At 66.1% G+C, this 16885-nt stretch carries 10 protein-coding genes and 1 pseudogene; 7 read left to right on the top strand and 4 right to left on the bottom strand.

What is annotated here, in order from left to right; translation table 11 throughout:
- Positions 1–2679: cadherin (locus tag ASE58_RS16930; RefSeq protein WP_200909393.1), on the bottom strand; the 2679-nt coding region annotated here is incomplete at its 3' end.
- 233 nt (positions 2680–2912) lie between these two features.
- On the opposite strand from ASE58_RS16930, the gene ASE58_RS16925 reads away from it, so the two are divergent.
- Positions 2913–4109: a glycoside hydrolase family 5 protein gene (locus ASE58_RS16925; protein WP_055823975.1), complete on the top strand. Its 1197-nt coding sequence runs from the start codon at positions 2913–2915 to the stop codon at positions 4107–4109.
- Positions 4106–5704: a GH39 family glycosyl hydrolase gene (locus ASE58_RS16920; protein ID WP_235513671.1), complete on the top strand. Its 1599-nt coding sequence runs from the start codon at positions 4106–4108 to the stop codon at positions 5702–5704. The genes ASE58_RS16925 and ASE58_RS16920 overlap by 4 nt, the downstream gene beginning before the upstream one ends.
- Positions 5705–5754: 50 nt before the next feature.
- On the opposite strand, the gene ASE58_RS16915 is transcribed toward ASE58_RS16920, so the two are convergent.
- Positions 5755–6435, bottom strand: a complete 681-nt coding sequence (locus ASE58_RS16915) for a glutathione S-transferase (RefSeq protein ID WP_055823971.1) — start codon at positions 6433–6435, stop codon at positions 5755–5757.
- 104 nt (positions 6436–6539) lie between these two features.
- Here ASE58_RS16915 and ASE58_RS16910 point away from each other — a divergent pair, with 104 nt between their 5' ends.
- The 5 genes from ASE58_RS16910 to ASE58_RS16890 all read left to right on the top strand — a co-directional run bounded on the left by ASE58_RS16910 (position 6540) and on the right by ASE58_RS16890 (position 14022).
- Positions 6540–7442 carry an alpha/beta hydrolase gene (locus ASE58_RS16910; RefSeq protein WP_055823968.1) on the top strand — a complete coding sequence of 301 codons (903 nt, stop codon included), beginning with the start codon at positions 6540–6542 and terminating at the stop codon, positions 7440–7442.
- A 285-nt stretch (positions 7443–7727) separates the two neighbouring features.
- Complete coding sequence (locus ASE58_RS16905; protein WP_055823965.1) at positions 7728–8978, top strand: MFS transporter; 1251 nt, start codon at positions 7728–7730, stop codon at positions 8976–8978.
- A complete protein-coding gene (locus ASE58_RS16900; RefSeq protein ID WP_235513670.1) occupies positions 8975–10102 on the top strand; it encodes a metallophosphoesterase family protein in 1128 nt (375 codons plus the stop codon). The genes ASE58_RS16905 and ASE58_RS16900 overlap by 4 nt, the downstream gene beginning before the upstream one ends.
- Positions 10099–11349, top strand: coding sequence for an arsenic transporter (locus tag ASE58_RS16895; RefSeq protein ID WP_055823962.1), 1251 nt, complete (start codon positions 10099–10101; stop codon positions 11347–11349). Before ASE58_RS16900 ends, ASE58_RS16895 begins: the two co-directional genes overlap by 4 nt.
- Before the next feature lie 156 nt (positions 11350–11505).
- Positions 11506–14022: a TonB-dependent receptor gene (locus tag ASE58_RS16890; RefSeq protein WP_082468203.1), complete on the top strand. Its 2517-nt coding sequence runs from the start codon at positions 11506–11508 to the stop codon at positions 14020–14022.
- Between the two features lie 458 nt (positions 14023–14480).
- Here ASE58_RS16890 and ASE58_RS18405 read toward each other — a convergent pair.
- Positions 14481–15593 (bottom strand): annotated as a pseudogene (locus tag ASE58_RS18405) (serine hydrolase domain-containing protein); the annotation flags it as partial.
- A gap of 77 nt (positions 15594–15670) precedes the next feature.
- Positions 15671–16768: an AraC family transcriptional regulator gene (locus tag ASE58_RS16885; RefSeq protein ID WP_055823959.1), complete on the bottom strand. Its 1098-nt coding sequence runs from the start codon at positions 16766–16768 to the stop codon at positions 15671–15673.
- Positions 16769–16885 lie beyond the last annotated feature (117 nt).

The following is a 16885-nucleotide window of genomic DNA, read 5'->3' as shown; positions in this document are numbered from 1 at the left end:
GGCGAGGAACTTCAGCACGCCGCTGGTCGGGTCGATGGTGAACTTGTCGCCGTCGGCCGTCGCCGCGATCGAGAACTTGATCGAATCGCCGAACTTGATGTTCGCATCGGTCGCGGTGATCGTGGTGAGTGCCGCCGTGGCATTTTCCGCCGTCTTCAGGGTGCCGGTGTCGGCGCCGCCGAACGAGCTGATGACCGGCCCGGTGTTGGCGACCTGCTGCACCTTGACCGCATGGGCGCCGATCGCGCCGATATCGATCGTCGCGATTTCACCGATCAGCGACTCCAGCTTGCCGCCCTCGACCGACAGCCAGCTGGTGCCCGGCGCCTTCAGGTCGATCTTGACCTTGCCTTCGCCCTCCACGGTGAACGACAGGTCGCGCCCGTCGCCCGACACCGATTGCAGCGCGGCGCGCATCGGCAGTTCGACGATATGGGTCACGTCGTCGGCTTGCGCGCCCATCTTGATCTCGAAGCTGCCGCCGGCGACCGGCAGGAACACCTTGTCGGCGTTATAGGCGTAATATCCGGTGACGCTCTGGATCACCTGTCCGGTCTTCTGCCCATCGACGTCGAGCGCGAACAGCCCGGTGCCGAGCGGCGAGGTGACGGTGGCGTTGATCGTGTTGCCGATGACGCTGGTCACGATCTTGGACTGGTCGAACGCCTGCACGCGCGCGGCGAGGTCGGCGAGCGTGACGAACTCGATTCCCGTCTTGGCCGCCATGGCGATGAAGTCGGTGAACATCGCCTGGGTATAGGCGCTGGCCACTCCGTCTGCCGACCACATGGTCGGGCCATAGTCGTGCCACGGCCACACCACCACCGGCGCATCGGCATTGGCGGTCAGCTTGGCGAACTCGCTCGCCCAGATCGCCTGCGCCTCGGCGACGGTCTTCTTCTGGAATTCGATCAGCGAGAAATCGAACGAGGTGTTGGGCGCGATATAGACCTGGCCCGATGCCGCATTGGCCGGGTTCATGAACCCGATGGCGTTGGGATAGCCTGCGCCGACGCCCGAATAGCCGCCCGAGAGATACTGGACGTATTTCAGGATTTCCTGCGACGTCGCGATCTGTTCGGGCGCACCGGGCACCGCCGCGCCGACCACCTTCGCATCGCGGCCGATATAGTCGCTGATCTGCTTTTGCAGTTCGGCGCGGCTCTGCCCGAATTCATAGGCGATCTGTTCGGGGGTCAGGACGTTGGTGTCGTGCGGGTGGGTATAGCTGTGGGTGCCGATCTCGTTGCCCATGTCGAGCAGCGCCTTGTACACCGGCAGCGACGCGGCCCAATCGGTCGCCTGGCCAGTCGCCGGGCTGTTGCCGATATTGACGTAATAGCTGCCAAGGAAGTTGTACGTCTGCTTCCACTCAGCCAACAACGGAATCAGCTTGTCATAGATGCCCGGCGCGGTCCCGGCCGGGTTCACCTCGTCGCGTTCCTGGCTCTGGTCCATGTCGACGCGCGAGGCGAACAGGCCGGTCTGCCGCGTCATCTGCAACCCGACCGACAGGCCGCTGCCATGGACCGAATAGTCGATCGCCTTTTGCAGCAGGTTTTCGTCGGCCATGACGGCTTCGGACGAGAAGATGACGTTGCGGCCGCCGGTCTGCGTCGCGATCGCCGCCGAATAGGTCTGGCCGTTCACCGTCTCGGTCGCGATCGTCTGGCCGGTGCCGCTCTCGCTCTTGAACGCGTTCCAGCCCACGGCCTTGTAGTCGTGGACGACCTGACCGTTGGCATAGCCGTCGAGCACGGTGCCGTTCGCATCGGTCGCACGCACCGTCACGTCGGCGGGGAAGCCGCCGGTCACGCGGGTGGCGTCGAACAGCAGCTTCATCCGGCTGTAGCTGTCACCGGGCAGCGCATTGCCGGCCTGGTCGTTGGTCATGAATTCGCCGGCCGCGATCAGTCCGATGCCGAACTGCTTGGTCGCCTGTTCCAGCGTCTGCGCGATCAGGTCGGCCTTGCTGGCGTCGACGTTGCGGAACGAGGGGAAGACGATGCTGTCATATTTCGCGAGCGTCGACAGGCTGGTCAGGTCGCCTTCGGTCAGGATGTCGAACGGCACGCCGGCCTGCATTGCTTGGGCTTGCGCGGCCATGAACAGCTGCGAATAGGCGGTCTTGCTGAAATAGGCGTTGGCGGTCGAATCCGACCATACGATCGCGATGCGGTGCGCCGGATCGGCCACAGCGCCGGTATCGTTGAAGACGGTGAACGGACTGGCCGAATAGTTGCCCGGCAGGAACACCGCGTCGTTCACGTCGTACAGCGTGTCGATCGCCTGCGGATTGCCGATCGCCGCCTTGGGCACGCGGAATTCGACGGTGGCGCGATCGGCCGACCACACCGCCTGCAGGTTCGCCAGCACCAGCGTTTCGCCGGCCCCGCCCGAATAGAGCGACACCGTGCCGTCGGCGTTCACATTGACGTTGTATTCGGCACCGCCGGCAAAGCCGAACACCTGATACCCGGTCGCGGCGTTGCGATCGGTATTGAGCCATGCGGTGGTGTTGGTGCCGATGACGCCGGGCGCCTTCAGCGCAAAGGCAAAGGCATCGCCGTCGCTGCGGGCATAGACGGCATAGCCGTCGCCCAGCCCCCGATCGATCCGATCCGACTGGTTCCAGTCGTCCAGATTACCGTCGAGCAGGATCGGGGTTGCAGTCGCCATCGCCAGTCGTCCCATGGGAGTATCGGCGCGTGCTTCGCACCGTCGGCGGTCGATCGCAATCATCTATTGGATGGTCGAAAACCGAAGATCTGGTTAATTTGTACCATGGCGATACGGGTGGTGCAGAAGGCTTGTCCGCAACGCGGAAAACGACAACAAACGGCGGCGGCCAGGGGGATGACGACATCGTGCAGAACGTGAACGGATCGATGCGAAAGGGCCCTGGCGCCGCCATGGCCGCGTTCGCGGTTGCCCTGATCGCCAATTGCTCCGCTGGCGGTAGCGCGTCGGGCAGCGTGACGCCGACCGCCACCGCCGCGCCGACCCCTACCCCGACGCCCACGCCCACCCCGACGCCGTCATCCCCGCCGACGATGGCCGCCATGCAGTTCGCCGCGCAGCTGTCGCCGGGATGGAATCTGGGCAATTCGCTGGAAGCGATCGGTAGCGGCCCTGTCCCGGCGGCCGGATCGCAGGAAACGGCATGGGGCAATCCGGTCGTGTCGCCGGCATTGCTGAAGGCGGTTGCCGCCGCCGGCTTCAAGAGCATCCGCGTGCCGGTGTCGTGGAAACAATATGCCGGTGCCGACGACCGGATCGCCGCCGCGTGGTTCGACCGGGTGGCGCAGGTGGTCGATCAGGCGCGACAGGCCGGGCTGATCGTCATCCTCAACGTCCATTGGGACGGGGGCTGGCTGCAACCGACCTATGCCGAGCAATCGGCCGCCAATGCGCGGCTCAAAAGCTTCTGGACGCAGATCGCGACCCGGTTCCGCGACCATGACGACCGCCTGTTGTTCGCCGGCACCAACGAAGTGATGGTGAAGGACAATTACAACGCGCCGACCCCCGAGAATTGCGCGGTGCAGAACGGCTTCAACAAGGTATTCGCCGACGCGGTGCGCGCCACCGGCGGCGGCAATGCGAACCGCTATCTGGTCGTGCAGGGCTATAACACCAACATCGATCACAGCATCGCGTGCAATGCCACGCTACCGACCGACAGCGTTGCCGGCCGGATGATGATGGAGGTGCATTATTACGACCCCTATGATTTCGCGCTGAACGAGAAGAGCGCGATCTGGCAATGGGGGGCCGGTGCGACCGACCCGAAGGCCACATCGGCATGGGCGAACGAACCCTATGTCGATGCCATGTTCCAGAAGATGCAGGTGACGTTCGGCGACCGGGGGATACCCGTCATCCTCGGCGAATATGGGGCGATCGCGAAGACGGAGCATGATCCGTCCGGCACATACCGCACCGAATGGGATCGCTACGTCACCCGGTCGGCGGTGCGGCACGGCATGGTACCGATTTATTGGGACAATGGCCCGACCGGCAATCACACCCTTGGCCTGTTCGACCGTGCGACCGGCCGCGTCGTCCATGCGGATATCGTTCAGGCGATCGTGGCGGCGGCGAAGTGACGCGCGCATCGATCCGCGCCGGCCTGCGGCGCGCGTTGCTCCTCCCGGCGATGGCGTTGAGCAGCGTGGTCGGGCCGACCGGCATCGCCCCGGCGGCGGCACAGCCCGCGACGGTTCGGGAGATCGCCATCGATCTGCACGGGGCAACCAGGCCGCGTGATCGCATGGCGCAGCTGTCGGTCGGTTCGGACTTTCCGGGCACGCTGATCCGCGAGGACAGCCTGGCGCAGCTGGCGACCGTGCAGCAGGAATTGCGGTTCCGCTACATCCGGTTCCATCATGTCTTTGCCGACGAACTGGGCACCTATCGCGAACGGGGCGGCAAGCCGGTCTATGACTGGACGCGGATCGATCACCTCTACGACCGGTTGCTCGGCATGGGGCTGAAGCCGTTCGTCGAACTGGGCTTCACCCCCGATGCGATGAAGCAGTCGGACCAGACCATCTTCTACTGGAAGGGCAACACGTCCCATCCGCAGCCGCAGAAGTGGACGGCGCTGGTCGATGCGTTCGTCCGGCACCTGATCGCGCGCTATGGCCGGCAGGAGGTCCGCAGCTGGTATTTCGAATTCTGGAACGAACCCAACCTCGCCGGTTTCTGGGAAAAGGGCGATCAGCAGGCCTATTTCGATTATTACGGCCGCACCGCCCGCACGATCAAGGCGATCGACCCGGCCCTGCGCGTCGGCGGCCCGTCGACGGCGGGTGCGGCATGGGTGCCGGATTTCCTGCGCTATGTGGACCGGGAAAGGCTGCCGGTCGATTTCGTGACCACGCATACCTACGGCGTGGAGGGCGGCTTCCTCGACGAGAAGGGCGAAGGCGACAACAAGCTCTCGCGCAATCCCGACGCGATCGTTCAGGAGGTGCGCAAGGTGCGCGCCGAGATCGACGCCACGCGCCATGCCGGCCTGCCGCTGTTCTTCACCGAATGGAGCACCAGCTACAATCCGCGCGATCCGATCCACGACGATTATATGGATGCCGCCTATATCCTGTCGAAGCTGCGTCGAACCGAAGGGGTGGCGCAGGGCATGAGCTATTGGACCTATAGCGATCTGTTCGAGGAGCCGGGGCCGCAGGGCAAACCGTTCGAGGGCGGGTTCGGGTTGATGACCCCGCAGGGTATTCGCAAGGCGTCGTGGTTCGCATACAAATATCTGGCCGAACTGGGCGACCGCGAACTGCAGACCGGCGACGCCGCGAGCATCGCGACCCTGAAAGGTCGCACGCTCCAGCTACTGGCATGGCGCGACGTGCTGCCCGAACAGCCGGTCAGCAACCGCCCGTTCTTCACGAAGGTCCGGCCAGCGGCCGAAACCACGCCGCTGACGCTCCGGGTAAGCGGCCTGAAACCGGGGAAATACAGCCTGCGTATCCGGCGGACGGGATATGACCATAATGACGCCTATTCGGCCTATCTGCGCATGGGCCGACCGGCAACGCTGTCCCCCGCCCAGCACGCCATGTTGCAATCGCTGACGACCGACACGCCGATGCTGGCGCAGCTGGAGGTCGGCCGCAACGGCGTTGCCCGCAGCGCGATTCCGATGCGGGAGAACGACGTCGTGATGGTCGAACTGATTGCGCCCTGACGCAGGTTGGCTGCGGAACACGGACCGAACCGCTCCGCGCAGCTGCCCGGCTAGCCTGATCGGGGGGTGGAGGAATGCAGGGGAGTCGGGTCATGGTCCGGTGAACCGCCCTGTACCATGACGGGCCGCTCGCCCGGACACCAGGGCGCGGCGCGGTACATGATCTGCCGGAACAGATCGGAGGCGAGGTGCGCCGCGAGCCATGCGTGCAGATGGGGCAGCGGTTGGGTGTCGAACCATTCGCGATCGACCGCCGCGAACTGCCGGACGAACGGCAGGATCGCCGCATCCGCGATCCCCATACCTATCCCGGCGAGCTGTCCCGTCGAGGCTAGCCGCGCGTCGAGTTCCTGCAGGAACAGCAGGCCGCAATGGCGATGCTCGGCAGCATTCGACCCGTGCCGATCGGGATATTTATAGCGGTCGAGATGGTGCTTGAAGCTGCCGTCGTTGCTGGCGATCAGGGCCGGATCGTCGCGGGCCAGCCAGTCGTCCGGGTCGCGGCGCGACAATGCCCAGCGCATGATCGCAAGGCTTTGGTCGATCACCGCGCCATCGGCGGTTTGCAGGACCGGCACGGTACCCTTGGGCGAGATTGCGAGCATCGCGTCGGGCTTGGCCGAGAGGCGCACCTCGCGAAGTTCATGGCGCACGCCACTGACGGCGAGGGCCAGTCGCGCGCGCATCGCATAGGGGCAACGACGAAAGCTGTAGAGAACGGGGTCGGCCATCGCTCCCCCTATGCGGTGCGAGGGCGGGGTTTGAAAGGTTCGCAGGGCGTGTGCCGCCCCGCGACGTCGGCTATGCTGCGCGAAAAGCGGAAGGACACACCATAATGACCCGGACCGGGAACGGCATGAGACGGCGTGGCGTGGGGCTGGCAATCGGTGCGTTGCTCGGGGCGCTTGCCACCGCCTGTTCGCCGCTTGGCACCTTCGACAGGCTGGTGCCGAAGGACCGGAACGGGACGCTGGTTGCCCAGGGGCTGGCCTATGGGTCGGCGCCGCGCCAGCAACTGGACGTCTACGCGCCGCGTGGCGGTTGCGGGCAACCGCGCCCGGTAGTGGTATTCTTCTATGGCGGCAGCTGGAACAGCGGGACGCGGGCGGGCTATGCGTTCGTCGGCCGCGCGCTGGCGGCGCAGGGGTTCGTGACCGTCATCCCCGATTACCGCCTGGTGCCCGACGTCCAGTATCCGGCGTTCGTCGAGGACGGCGCCGCCGCCGTGCGCTGGGCAAGCGCGAACGCCGGCACCTATTGCGGCGATGGCCGCTCGGTCGTGGTGATGGGCCATTCGGCGGGCGCGTACATCGCCGCGATGCTGGCGGTCGATCCGCGCTGGCTGGGCGAGACGCGGTCGGTGGTGCGGGGGTTCGTCGGGCTGGCCGGTCCCTATGACTTCGCCCCGTTCGACGTGGATGCGAGCCGTGCCGCCTTCGGGCAGGTCACCGACCCGGCGGAGACGCAGCCGGTGACATGGGCCGGAACCGGTGATCCCCCCGCCCTGCTGCTCTATGGGACGGAGGATAGCGTCGTGCGTCCCCGCAACAGCGAGGCGCTGGCCGCCAGGCTACGCGCAGGCGGCGTGACCGTGGCGCAACGGGCCTATCCCAAACTGGGCCATGTCGGCATCCTGCTCGCCCTCGCCCGCCCCTTTCGCGGGCGTGGACCGGTGCTGGCGGATGTCGCGGGGTTCATTCGGTCGACGGTGAAGGTAAAGGACGCCGACCGCCGCTGAGACCGAATTGGATCGGGCTCGATCGTTAGCTTTTCCCTGCAAAAGACGGGCCGCTATTTCAGATTATTTCTATATTGTATCGGAACATTGACAGAAGGTTATACGATTGGACGCAGACCTGCCCGTACCGATCGTTTCAGCCTGCTAACGTCGAAAAACCGCTGCCGGAGGTGGCGGGATCGTCGGTGTTACCATTCGACACGTCGGCCCGGAACGTCCGGATGACATTGCGCGGGAGCATGTCGTTCGCCTGTTTGCGTGCTCGAACGATGGGGAACCGACCCGATGGCCACCGTGACTGCTCCTTCCGGCCCGCCCCGCGCCGCACCGGGGAAGACGCCGACCGGCACGCTGGACGCACTCAACTTCTTCCTTGCCGACGTGCGCGATGGCCTTGGGCCATACCTCGCGATCTATCTGCTGGTGGTGCGCGGGCCGTCGCATGGCTGGAACGAAGCGACGGTAGGCATCGTGCTGACTATCGCCGGGATTGTCGGGCTGTTGTCGCAGACTCCGGCCGGCGGGCTGATCGACCGGGCGAAAAACAAGCCGCGCATCGTCATCGTCGCCGCGCTCCTGGTCACCGCGAGCAGCCTGTCGCTGCCGATCGTCTCCGGCTTTCCGATGGTGACCCTGACCCAGTCGATCGCGGCGGCGGCGGGGGCGGTGTTCGCGCCCGCCATCTCGGCGATCACGCTGGGGCTGGTCGGGCCGAAGCTGTTCGCCAAGCGGGTCGGCCGGAACGAGGCTTTCAATCACGCGGGCAATGCGGTGTCGGCCGGGCTGGCGGGCGTGCTGGCATGGTCGTTCGGGCCGGTCGTCGTCTTCTGGCTGATGGCGGCGCTGACCGTCGCCAGTGTCGTGGTGGCGGCGCGGCTGAACAACGACGACATCGACAATGCCGTCGCGCGCGGCCTCGACTGCGAACCCGAGGAAGGGTGCGAGGAACCGAGCGGGTGGAAGACGTTGCTGGAAAATCGCACGTTGATGATTTTCGCCGCGGCGGCGTTCACCTTCCACCTCGCCAATGCGGCGATGCTGACCTCGGTCAGCCAGCTGCTCGGGCGGACGGTCGGTACCGACAAGGCGACGTCGCTGACCGCGGCGTGCATCGTCGCTGCGCAGCTGGTGATGGTACCGGTCGCGATCGTCGTCGGACGCAACACCGAACGCTGGGGCACCAAACCGATCTTCCTCGTCGCGTTCGGCTTCCTCGCGCTGCGCGGCGTGCTCTATACCGTGTCGAACGATCCGTGGTGGCTGGTCGGGGTGCAGGCGCTCGACGGGATCGGGGCCGGCATCTTCGGCGCGCTGTTCCCGGTGGTCGTCGCCGATCTGACCAAGGGGTCGGGCCGGTTCAACGTCAGCCAGGGCGTGGTGTCGAGCGTCTTCGGCCTGGGTGCGGCGCTGTCGGCGACGCTGGCCGGGTGGATCATCGTGTCGGCCGGGTACAGCGCCGGATTCCTGACGCTGGCCGGCATCGCCGCCGCCGGCTTTGTCCTGTACCTGATCGCGATGCCGGAGACGCAGAAGTGACCCTCATCCCGATGCTGAGCTGGGTCCATATCGGCGACCTGCACATGGACGAAGCCAATGGCTGGGAAAGCCGCGACCGGCTTGCGGCGATCGTTGCCGAGATCAACGACCATGTCGGCGACGCCGCCCAGTTCGTCTACCTGCCCGGTGACAACGCCAATCACGCGACCGAAGAACAGTATCGCGTCATCATCGATACGCTGGCGCCGCTCGCGCTGCCGTATCGCGTGATCCCCGGCGACCATGATTACGAACTGGGCGATCTGGCCCATTACGACGCCGCCTTTCCGCCCGAAAACCGGCCGGAGGCGGAGGTGATCGCGGGCCATCGCTGCATCTTTCTCGACATCGTGTCGGCCGGTGCGGGGGGTCCCGACTTCCGGCTGACCCGCCACCATCGCAACCGCCTGCTGGCCGAACTTGCGCGGGCGGAAGCGGAGGGACAGGTGCCGGTCGTGTTCATGCACGCCTATCCCGGCGACCTGGCGGCGGATGGCGAGGATATCGCCCGCATCCTTGCCGATGCCCGCGTCGCCTTCGTCGATACCGGCCATACCCATTATAACGAACTGCTGAACGATGGCCGCGTCATCTATGGCGCGACCCGTTCGACCGGTGAGATCGAGGAGGGGCACGGACGCCCCGGCTATTCGATCGTCACGCTCCATGGCCGCGTGCCAAGCTGGCGCTTCCGGGAAACGGGCAGTCCCTGGCCGTTCGTCCAGATCGTCGCCCCCGCCGACCTGCGACTGGTAACGCGCCCCGCCGACCCGACGCAGGTGCCGCGTCCGGGCAAGGTTGAAATCGTCGCGAAAGTGTTCGGCGCCGCCACGGGTCCGGTGCTGCTGTCGGTCGATAGCGGTGCCCCGGTGCCGATGACGGCGGCCGGTAATGGCGGGCTATGGTCGGCGACGGTCGATGTGGCCGCCGGCGCGCACTGCGTCACCGTCACCGTCGGCGACGACCGCGACACGATCACGATGCTGGTGCGCGGCGAGGGCGGCATCCCCCGCCGGGGCGTACCCATCGCCCCCGGTCACGACATCCATCATATCGGCGCATGGCCCGAGCGCGGCATCGCGGGCACGCAACTCGGCCCCAACAAGAACGGACGGCATTGGTGATCCTCGCGACCGGAGCGACCTGGGGCATTTGTGCCGCCGCCACCGCAGCCGTCATCGCGCGGCCGTTCCGCTGGCCCGAAGCGATCTGGGCTGTGGCCGGGGCCGCACTGCTCCTGATCCTCGGACTGATTCCGGCGACCGCCGCGCTGTCGGCGGTGGCCAAGGGCAGCGACGTGTATCTGTTCCTGATCGGCATGATGTTGCTGAGCGAGGTCGCGCGCGCCGAGGGATTGTTCGATTGGGTGGCGGCGACGGCCGTGATCCAGGCGCGCGGATCGACCACGCGCCTGTTCGCGCTGGTCTATATCACCGGCATCGTGACGACGACGTTCCTGTCGAACGACGCCACCGCCGTGGTGCTGACCCCGGCGGTCTATGTCGCCGCGCGGAAGGCGAAGGCCGACCCCCTGCCCCTGCTGTTCGCCTGCGCGCTGATCGCCAACGCCGCCAGCTTCGTCCTGCCAATCTCCAACCCCGCCAATCTCGTGCTGTACGGGGGCAGGATGCCGCCGCTCGGCGCATGGTTCGCGTCGTTCGCGCTGCCCTCGCTGGCGGCGATCGCCGTCACCTTCCTCGTGCTGCGCTGGATGGAACGCGACCGGTTGGCGGGGACGTGTATCAGCAATGTCGAACGCACCCCGCTGACGACGGGTGGCAAGGCGGCATTTGTCGGCATCCTTGCCACGGCGGCGGTGTTGCTGGTCGTGTCCGCGCTCGACATCGAACTCGGGCTGCCGACCGCGATCGCGGGGATCGTGACGACGCTGGTCGTCTGTATGATCGCCCGGTCGTCGCCGGTCCCGTTGCTGCGCGATATTTCGTGGAGCGTCCTGCCGCTGGTGGCCGGGCTGTTCGTGCTGGTCGAGGCACTCGATCGCACCGGGGTGATCGGGCAGGTGGCGACCGCGCTGCGGGCGACATCGACCGATCCGGCCTATGGGGCGGCGCTGTCGGGCACCATTCTGGCCTTCGCATCGAACCTGATGAACAACCTGCCCGCCGGGCTGGTCGCGAGCACGGCCGTTTCGCAGGCGCACCCGCCGCAGCTGGTGGTCGATGCGCTGCTGATCGGTGTCGACCTGGGACCGAACCTGTCGATCACGGGCAGCCTTGCCACCATCCTGTGGTTGCAGGCGATCCGCCGCGAAGGGCAGGATATCGGGTTCTGGCGCTTCCTGAAGATCGGAGCGGTCGCAATGCCCCTCGCGCTGCTGGCAGCACTTGGGACACGGATCGCGCTTGGATAGCGTCGATTGCGGTGTCCGGCACGACGCCGACCCGCAATCGGTAAGCCACGCGTTCATCCATGGCTTACCGGTCGAGGTTGCATGCCCTTGCCTTAAGCGTGCCTTCACACTCCGTGGATAGGTGCCGCCGCACCATTACCTCGGAAGATCAATTAAATGCATCATCGTTCGACGGCCTCCGTGTTGCAGGGGTCGCTATGCTTATTGTCGCTGGTATCTGCCGTCGGCTTCGCCGGGCCTGCCGCAGCCCAGTCTGCCAAGGTACAAGCCGATGCCGCGCAAACGGCATGGGAGGCTAGCCGCACCGTCGACGAGAATGACATGGTGACCACCGGCGTCGCCAAGGGGCGCGACCGCCTGAACAGCGCCACCTCGACCAGCTCGGTCAAGGAGAACGAGATCGTCCGGCTGACGCCGCGGTCGCTGGCGGACCTGTTCCGCAACATCCCCGGTATCCGCGTCGAAGCCGGCGCGGGCGATCTCGGCAACGGCTATACCGTGCGGGGACTGCCGCTGGTCGCGGAGGGTGCCAAGTATCTGCAGCTTCAGGAAGACGGCCTGCCCGTCCTGGAATTCGGCGATTTCAACAACGCCCCGGCCGACGCCTTCCTTCGCGCCGACCTGAACGTGTCGCAGGTGGAATCCATCCGCGGTGGCTCGTCCTCGACCTTTGCCTCGAACGCGCCGGGCGGCGTCATCAACCTGATCTCCAAGACCGGGGAGGTCGAGGGCGGATCGATCATGGCGAGCACCGGCCTCAACTATGGCAGCTACCGGCTCGACGGCGATTACGGCGCCCGGCTAGGCGGCGGTTGGCGCTTCCACATCGGTGGCTTCTACCGCGAGGGAGAGGGACCGCGCCGCACCGGCTTCACCTCCTATGCCGGTGGCCAGGTGAAGGCCAACGTCACCAGGGAGCTGCCGAACGGCTATCTGCGTTTCTACGCCAAGTTTCTCGACGACCGCACGCCGCAATATCGCAACTATCCGGTCGGCGTGACCGGGACGGACAGCGACCCGCAGTTCAACAGCCTGCCGGGCTTCTCGGTCAATCGCGACAGCATGTTCTCGCGCTATGTCCCCAGCGCCCGTTTCCTGATGCCCGATGGTGATGTCGAGCAGCCCCGGTTCGGGAACAGCACGCATGTGCGCGCCCTCGCCGGCGGGTTCGAGGGGCAGTTCCGCGTCGAGGAATGGACCGTCACCGAGCGGTTCCGCTATGCCGGGATGCAGCTGGACGGCGTGCTGCCGATCTCGGTGCTGGCCGGTACGCCGCGACAGATTGCGGGTGCCCTCTCGATCCCCGCGCCCAGCTTCACCTACGCGACCGGGCCGTTTGCCGGACAGCCTTTCGACACCACGCGCGGCAGCGGGCTGATCGCGCTGAACGGGCTGTTCCGCGCCAGGGTCGACAGCGCCGACAACGTCACCAACGACCTGCGCGCCAGTCGCGTCTGGACCCTCGGCGATGCCAATCTGACGACCACGGCGGGGCTGTATGCCTCCCGCCAGACGTTGAATCAGGCCAATGCGCTGCTGACCGCGTTCCAGGACGTGCGGGGCGACGGTCGCTCGGCGCTGCTCAATGTCGCCGCCGCAAGCGGGCTCGTGCCGCTGACGCAGAACGGCATCCTGCTGAACTATGCATTGGGAACGCCTCAGCTCAACCGGGGCGCAGAGACCGATTATCGGACGATCGCGCCCTATGGCTCGTTCAACTATCAGACCGGGCCGGTCGCGATCGGCGGGTCGCTGCGCTACGATATCGCCAATGTGGAGGGCATGATCCACGAAGGGCGGATCGGCTGCTACGATTTCAACGGCGACGGGGTGACGCGCGCCGGAACGCCGGAATGCCAGACGGTGGTCTTCACGCCCGGTGCCGGGCGCCCGGTCGACTATGGGTATCGCTATCTGTCCTATTCGACCGGCATCAATCTGCGTCTGTCCGATCCGTTTGCCGTATTCGCGCGCTACAGCAAGGGTGGCCGTGGCGGCGCGGGTGCGATCCTGTTCTCCTCCGCGATCGACCGGACCAGTGGCGATCTGGTCGCGGGCCAGTCGGGCTATGACCGGGTGCGCCAGGCCGAGGCGGGGGTGAAATATCGCCATGACGGGCTGACGCTCAACGCGACCGGCTTCTATGCCACTACGCAGGAAACCAACACCCAGCTGGTTCCCAATGCGCAGGGCATCACCACCCAGCAACTCGTATCGCGGCGCTACCGCGCTTATGGTGTCGAGATGGAGGGGGCCGTCCGTCGCGGTCCGTTCAGCCTGACCGCCAACGGCACGCTGGCCGATGCCAGCATCACCGCCGCCGAAAGCGCCGCGCTGGTCGGCAATACACCGCGCCACCAGCCCGCGTTCATCTACCGCATCTCGCCGCAATATGATGGCGAGCGCTTCTCGATCGGTGCGAATGTGATCGGCGTGACGCGCAGCTATGCGCAGGACGTCAACCGGCTGCGGCTGCCAGCCTATACGACGGTCGGCCTCTATGCGCAGGTCCGTCCGGTCGACCGCGTCGAACTGGGCATCAGCGCCACCAACCTGTTCGATGCCAACGCCATCGTCGGCACCCTCGACGCGGCGATTCCCGCCACCGGTATCGCACAGGCCAACACGCTGTACGGACGCCTGATTTCGACCTCGGTTCGGTTGTTCTTCTGACGATGCTCCCCGCTCTCCGGCGCAGTGCGCCGGGGAGCGGACAGGACGGAACATCGCCGCCGGGCGTGTTCATTGCTGCCATCGATGTGCAGCGATCGGCGATAGGCGGCCAGTGCGTCCGTGACCCGATCGGCAGCTTCATAGGCTTCGCCAAGGCTATCCCAGGTGTTCGCGCTTTCGGGATGCAGGCTGGTGTTGAGCATCAGCACGCGGATGCCTTCATCGACGCGATCGGCAGCCAGCAGTCGACCGCCCCAGACATTCAGGTCCTCTTCCGTAACATCAAGGGCCGGGCTGCCGGATCGCAATCGCGCGAAGATCATCGCGGGAGCATCGTCCGGAAACGCAGCCAGGGCGACACGCAACCGGTTCGTATCGCGCGACAGGCCACCGCCGTTTTCGAGGCGCAGCTCGGGGTAGAACACTCCGGCGATCTCCCCGATAAACTCCTCCGGATTGGCGCCGGCCAGGTTGGTCAGGACGACGATCGACAGGTCGTCTTTCGGGTAGACGAAGAAGGCCGAGCGCCGTCCACCGATACCCGTCGCAACGGGATGCCGTTCATCGCTGCGCAGCGGCCACCCCATGCCCCATTGCGTTGGTTTGCCATCGGCATAGCGACCCGGCGTCCAGAGCATCTGCAGCGAAGCCGGACTCAACAACCTGCCATTCTGCAATCCGATCAGCCACCGCGCGACGTCGGTTGCCGATCCGTTCAGGCCGCCGGCTGTCCGCAGGAACGGGGCGAACTCGTCAAAGGCATGTTCGAGCGGGGCGTCCCTGGTGGAACCGTCGACAGCTCCGCTGGCGTAGCGATAGACCCTGACCCGCCCGGGAACGATGTCGCGCGTTTCGCCATAGGCGAACCCCGTCGCACCTGCCGGTGCAAATTGACGGGCTGCGATATATCGGGTGAACGGCATCCCGGTCAGACGGTCGATGATCTTGCCCAACAGCACATAATTGGTCTGGTTATAGCGAAACCGGGCGCCGGGCGGCGCTTCGACGGGGCGTGTCCTGATCGTCGCCCAGGCAGAGTCCGGATCGCCGTCACCGACAAGGCGCCCGGTACCCTGGCCCCTGGGTTGCTCCAGAACGTCGGGAAGCCCGGAGATATGGGTCAGCAGCTGGCGGACGGACACGACGCCCCACCGCGCCGGCCAGTCGGGGACGAATGCCGCGGCGGGTGCGTCCAGCGACAGTCGTCCGGCCTGGACCAGCTGCGCGATGGCGACGCCGGTGAACGCCTTGGTCGCGGAGTTGAGGGTGAAGAGGCTGCGGGGCGTGACGGTTGCGCCCGTCTCGATGTCCGCCACGCCATAGCTGCCCCGGAAGGCGACGGCCCCGTGCCGCACGATCACGATCTGCAGGCCCGGAATGCGACGACGTTGCATCTCCCGCCGCACGATGCGCTCGATCGCGGTGGCTTGCGAGGCGGGGAGCGAGGTGATGACGCATCGCTGGGCCAGCGCGGTCGGTGCGCGCGGAACGGTAGCGCCGGTGGTCGGCAGGCTGCCAAGAAGGACGGTCGCGATGACAGATACGACGATGCGACGGAAGGGTATGTGCATGGTGGCTCCGATGGACTTCTGCGCAGCAAGCCTAAAGGACCGGGTCCGGTCGCCTCACCATCGGTAATCCGCCGAAATTACGGAATATGCGCCTTGCGATAGCTGCTCGGCGACTGGCCATAGCGAAGCTGGAAAGCCCGGTTGAAACTCGCCTTCGATGCAAATCCGGCCTCCAGCGCGATGGCGAGCAAGGCGCGCGCATCCTGTCGATCCAGCGCCCGGGCGACGTCTTCGCAGCGCAGGCCGTTGATGAACTCGGAAAAGCTGCGGCCAAGCCCTTCGTTCAGCGCACGCGACAAATAGCTTTCGTTGGTGGCGAGCAGGCTTGCGAGCCGTCGCAGCGTCAGTGCCTCCTCCCGATACCATCCGTTCTCGCGCGTCAGCGCTTCCCATCTGCGCCCGCGCTCCGACCAGTCCGGCGCAGGCCCGGGCACGGCAGCCGTGATCCGCAGCGTGTCGAGCGTCGGAAACGGCAGGGCTAGATAGCGCCAGCCCGCGATGCCAAGATACAGGGCGAACCCTGCGATCGCCAGGTAGAGCGGCATCAGCCCCTTGTAGCCGAGCGGTGTGATGGCGTTGAACAGCAGCACGCCGGCCCAGATCAGCGCCAGCGCGGTGAAGGCAATCACGGTCCGGGCAAGCCAGGCGGTCGCAAATCGTGCATCATCGCTGCGGTTCTGCGCCAGAGCTGCGCGATAGTGTCGCAGCAACAGGACCGTGCGGCGCGCATAGATGAGGAAGCTGATCGCCAGCAGCACGGCCAGGATCGTCTCGCCGGCGTCGAACGCGATGTCGGCCCAACGCTGCTTGCGCGGCAGCGGCAAAAGGAACGCCGCTCCCTGATATCCGAACTGCGCAAAACCCGGCAGCAGGTGACGCCAGCCCCGATCGGGCCAGCGCCCGGTCACCAGCGCGCAGGCATGGAGGTACAGCAGCGGCGGAACGAACAGCGCGTTGGAGAACGGCGCGAACGTCAGCCACCACCAGCGATCATAGAAACCGGCGAACCCGATCAGCCAGGGAATGATGACGCCGGTCATGACCACCAGCAACGCAGCCAATGTCCGCGTCGCCGACCGGTGACGGATCGAGGTCGCGAGCGCGCCCGCCAACGGCAAGAGAATGGCTGCCGCCACCGTCAGAGCCGCGGCACGCCAACCGAACAGGAGTTCCATGAAACGACAAGTAGCGCCGCCGCTTCGTCAAATCGCCCCTTCCCTGCGCACGCCCACCACTTTCCCGATCGGGAACTTCAGCTGGCGCTACAGAGGAAAGGGGAAGTCGGACTCTCT

The organism is Sphingomonas sp. Leaf9 (assembly GCF_001421355.1).
In the GTDB taxonomy this organism is placed as follows: domain Bacteria; phylum Pseudomonadota; class Alphaproteobacteria; order Sphingomonadales; family Sphingomonadaceae; genus Sphingomonas.
This window is presented reverse-complemented; position numbering and strand designations above follow the sequence as displayed.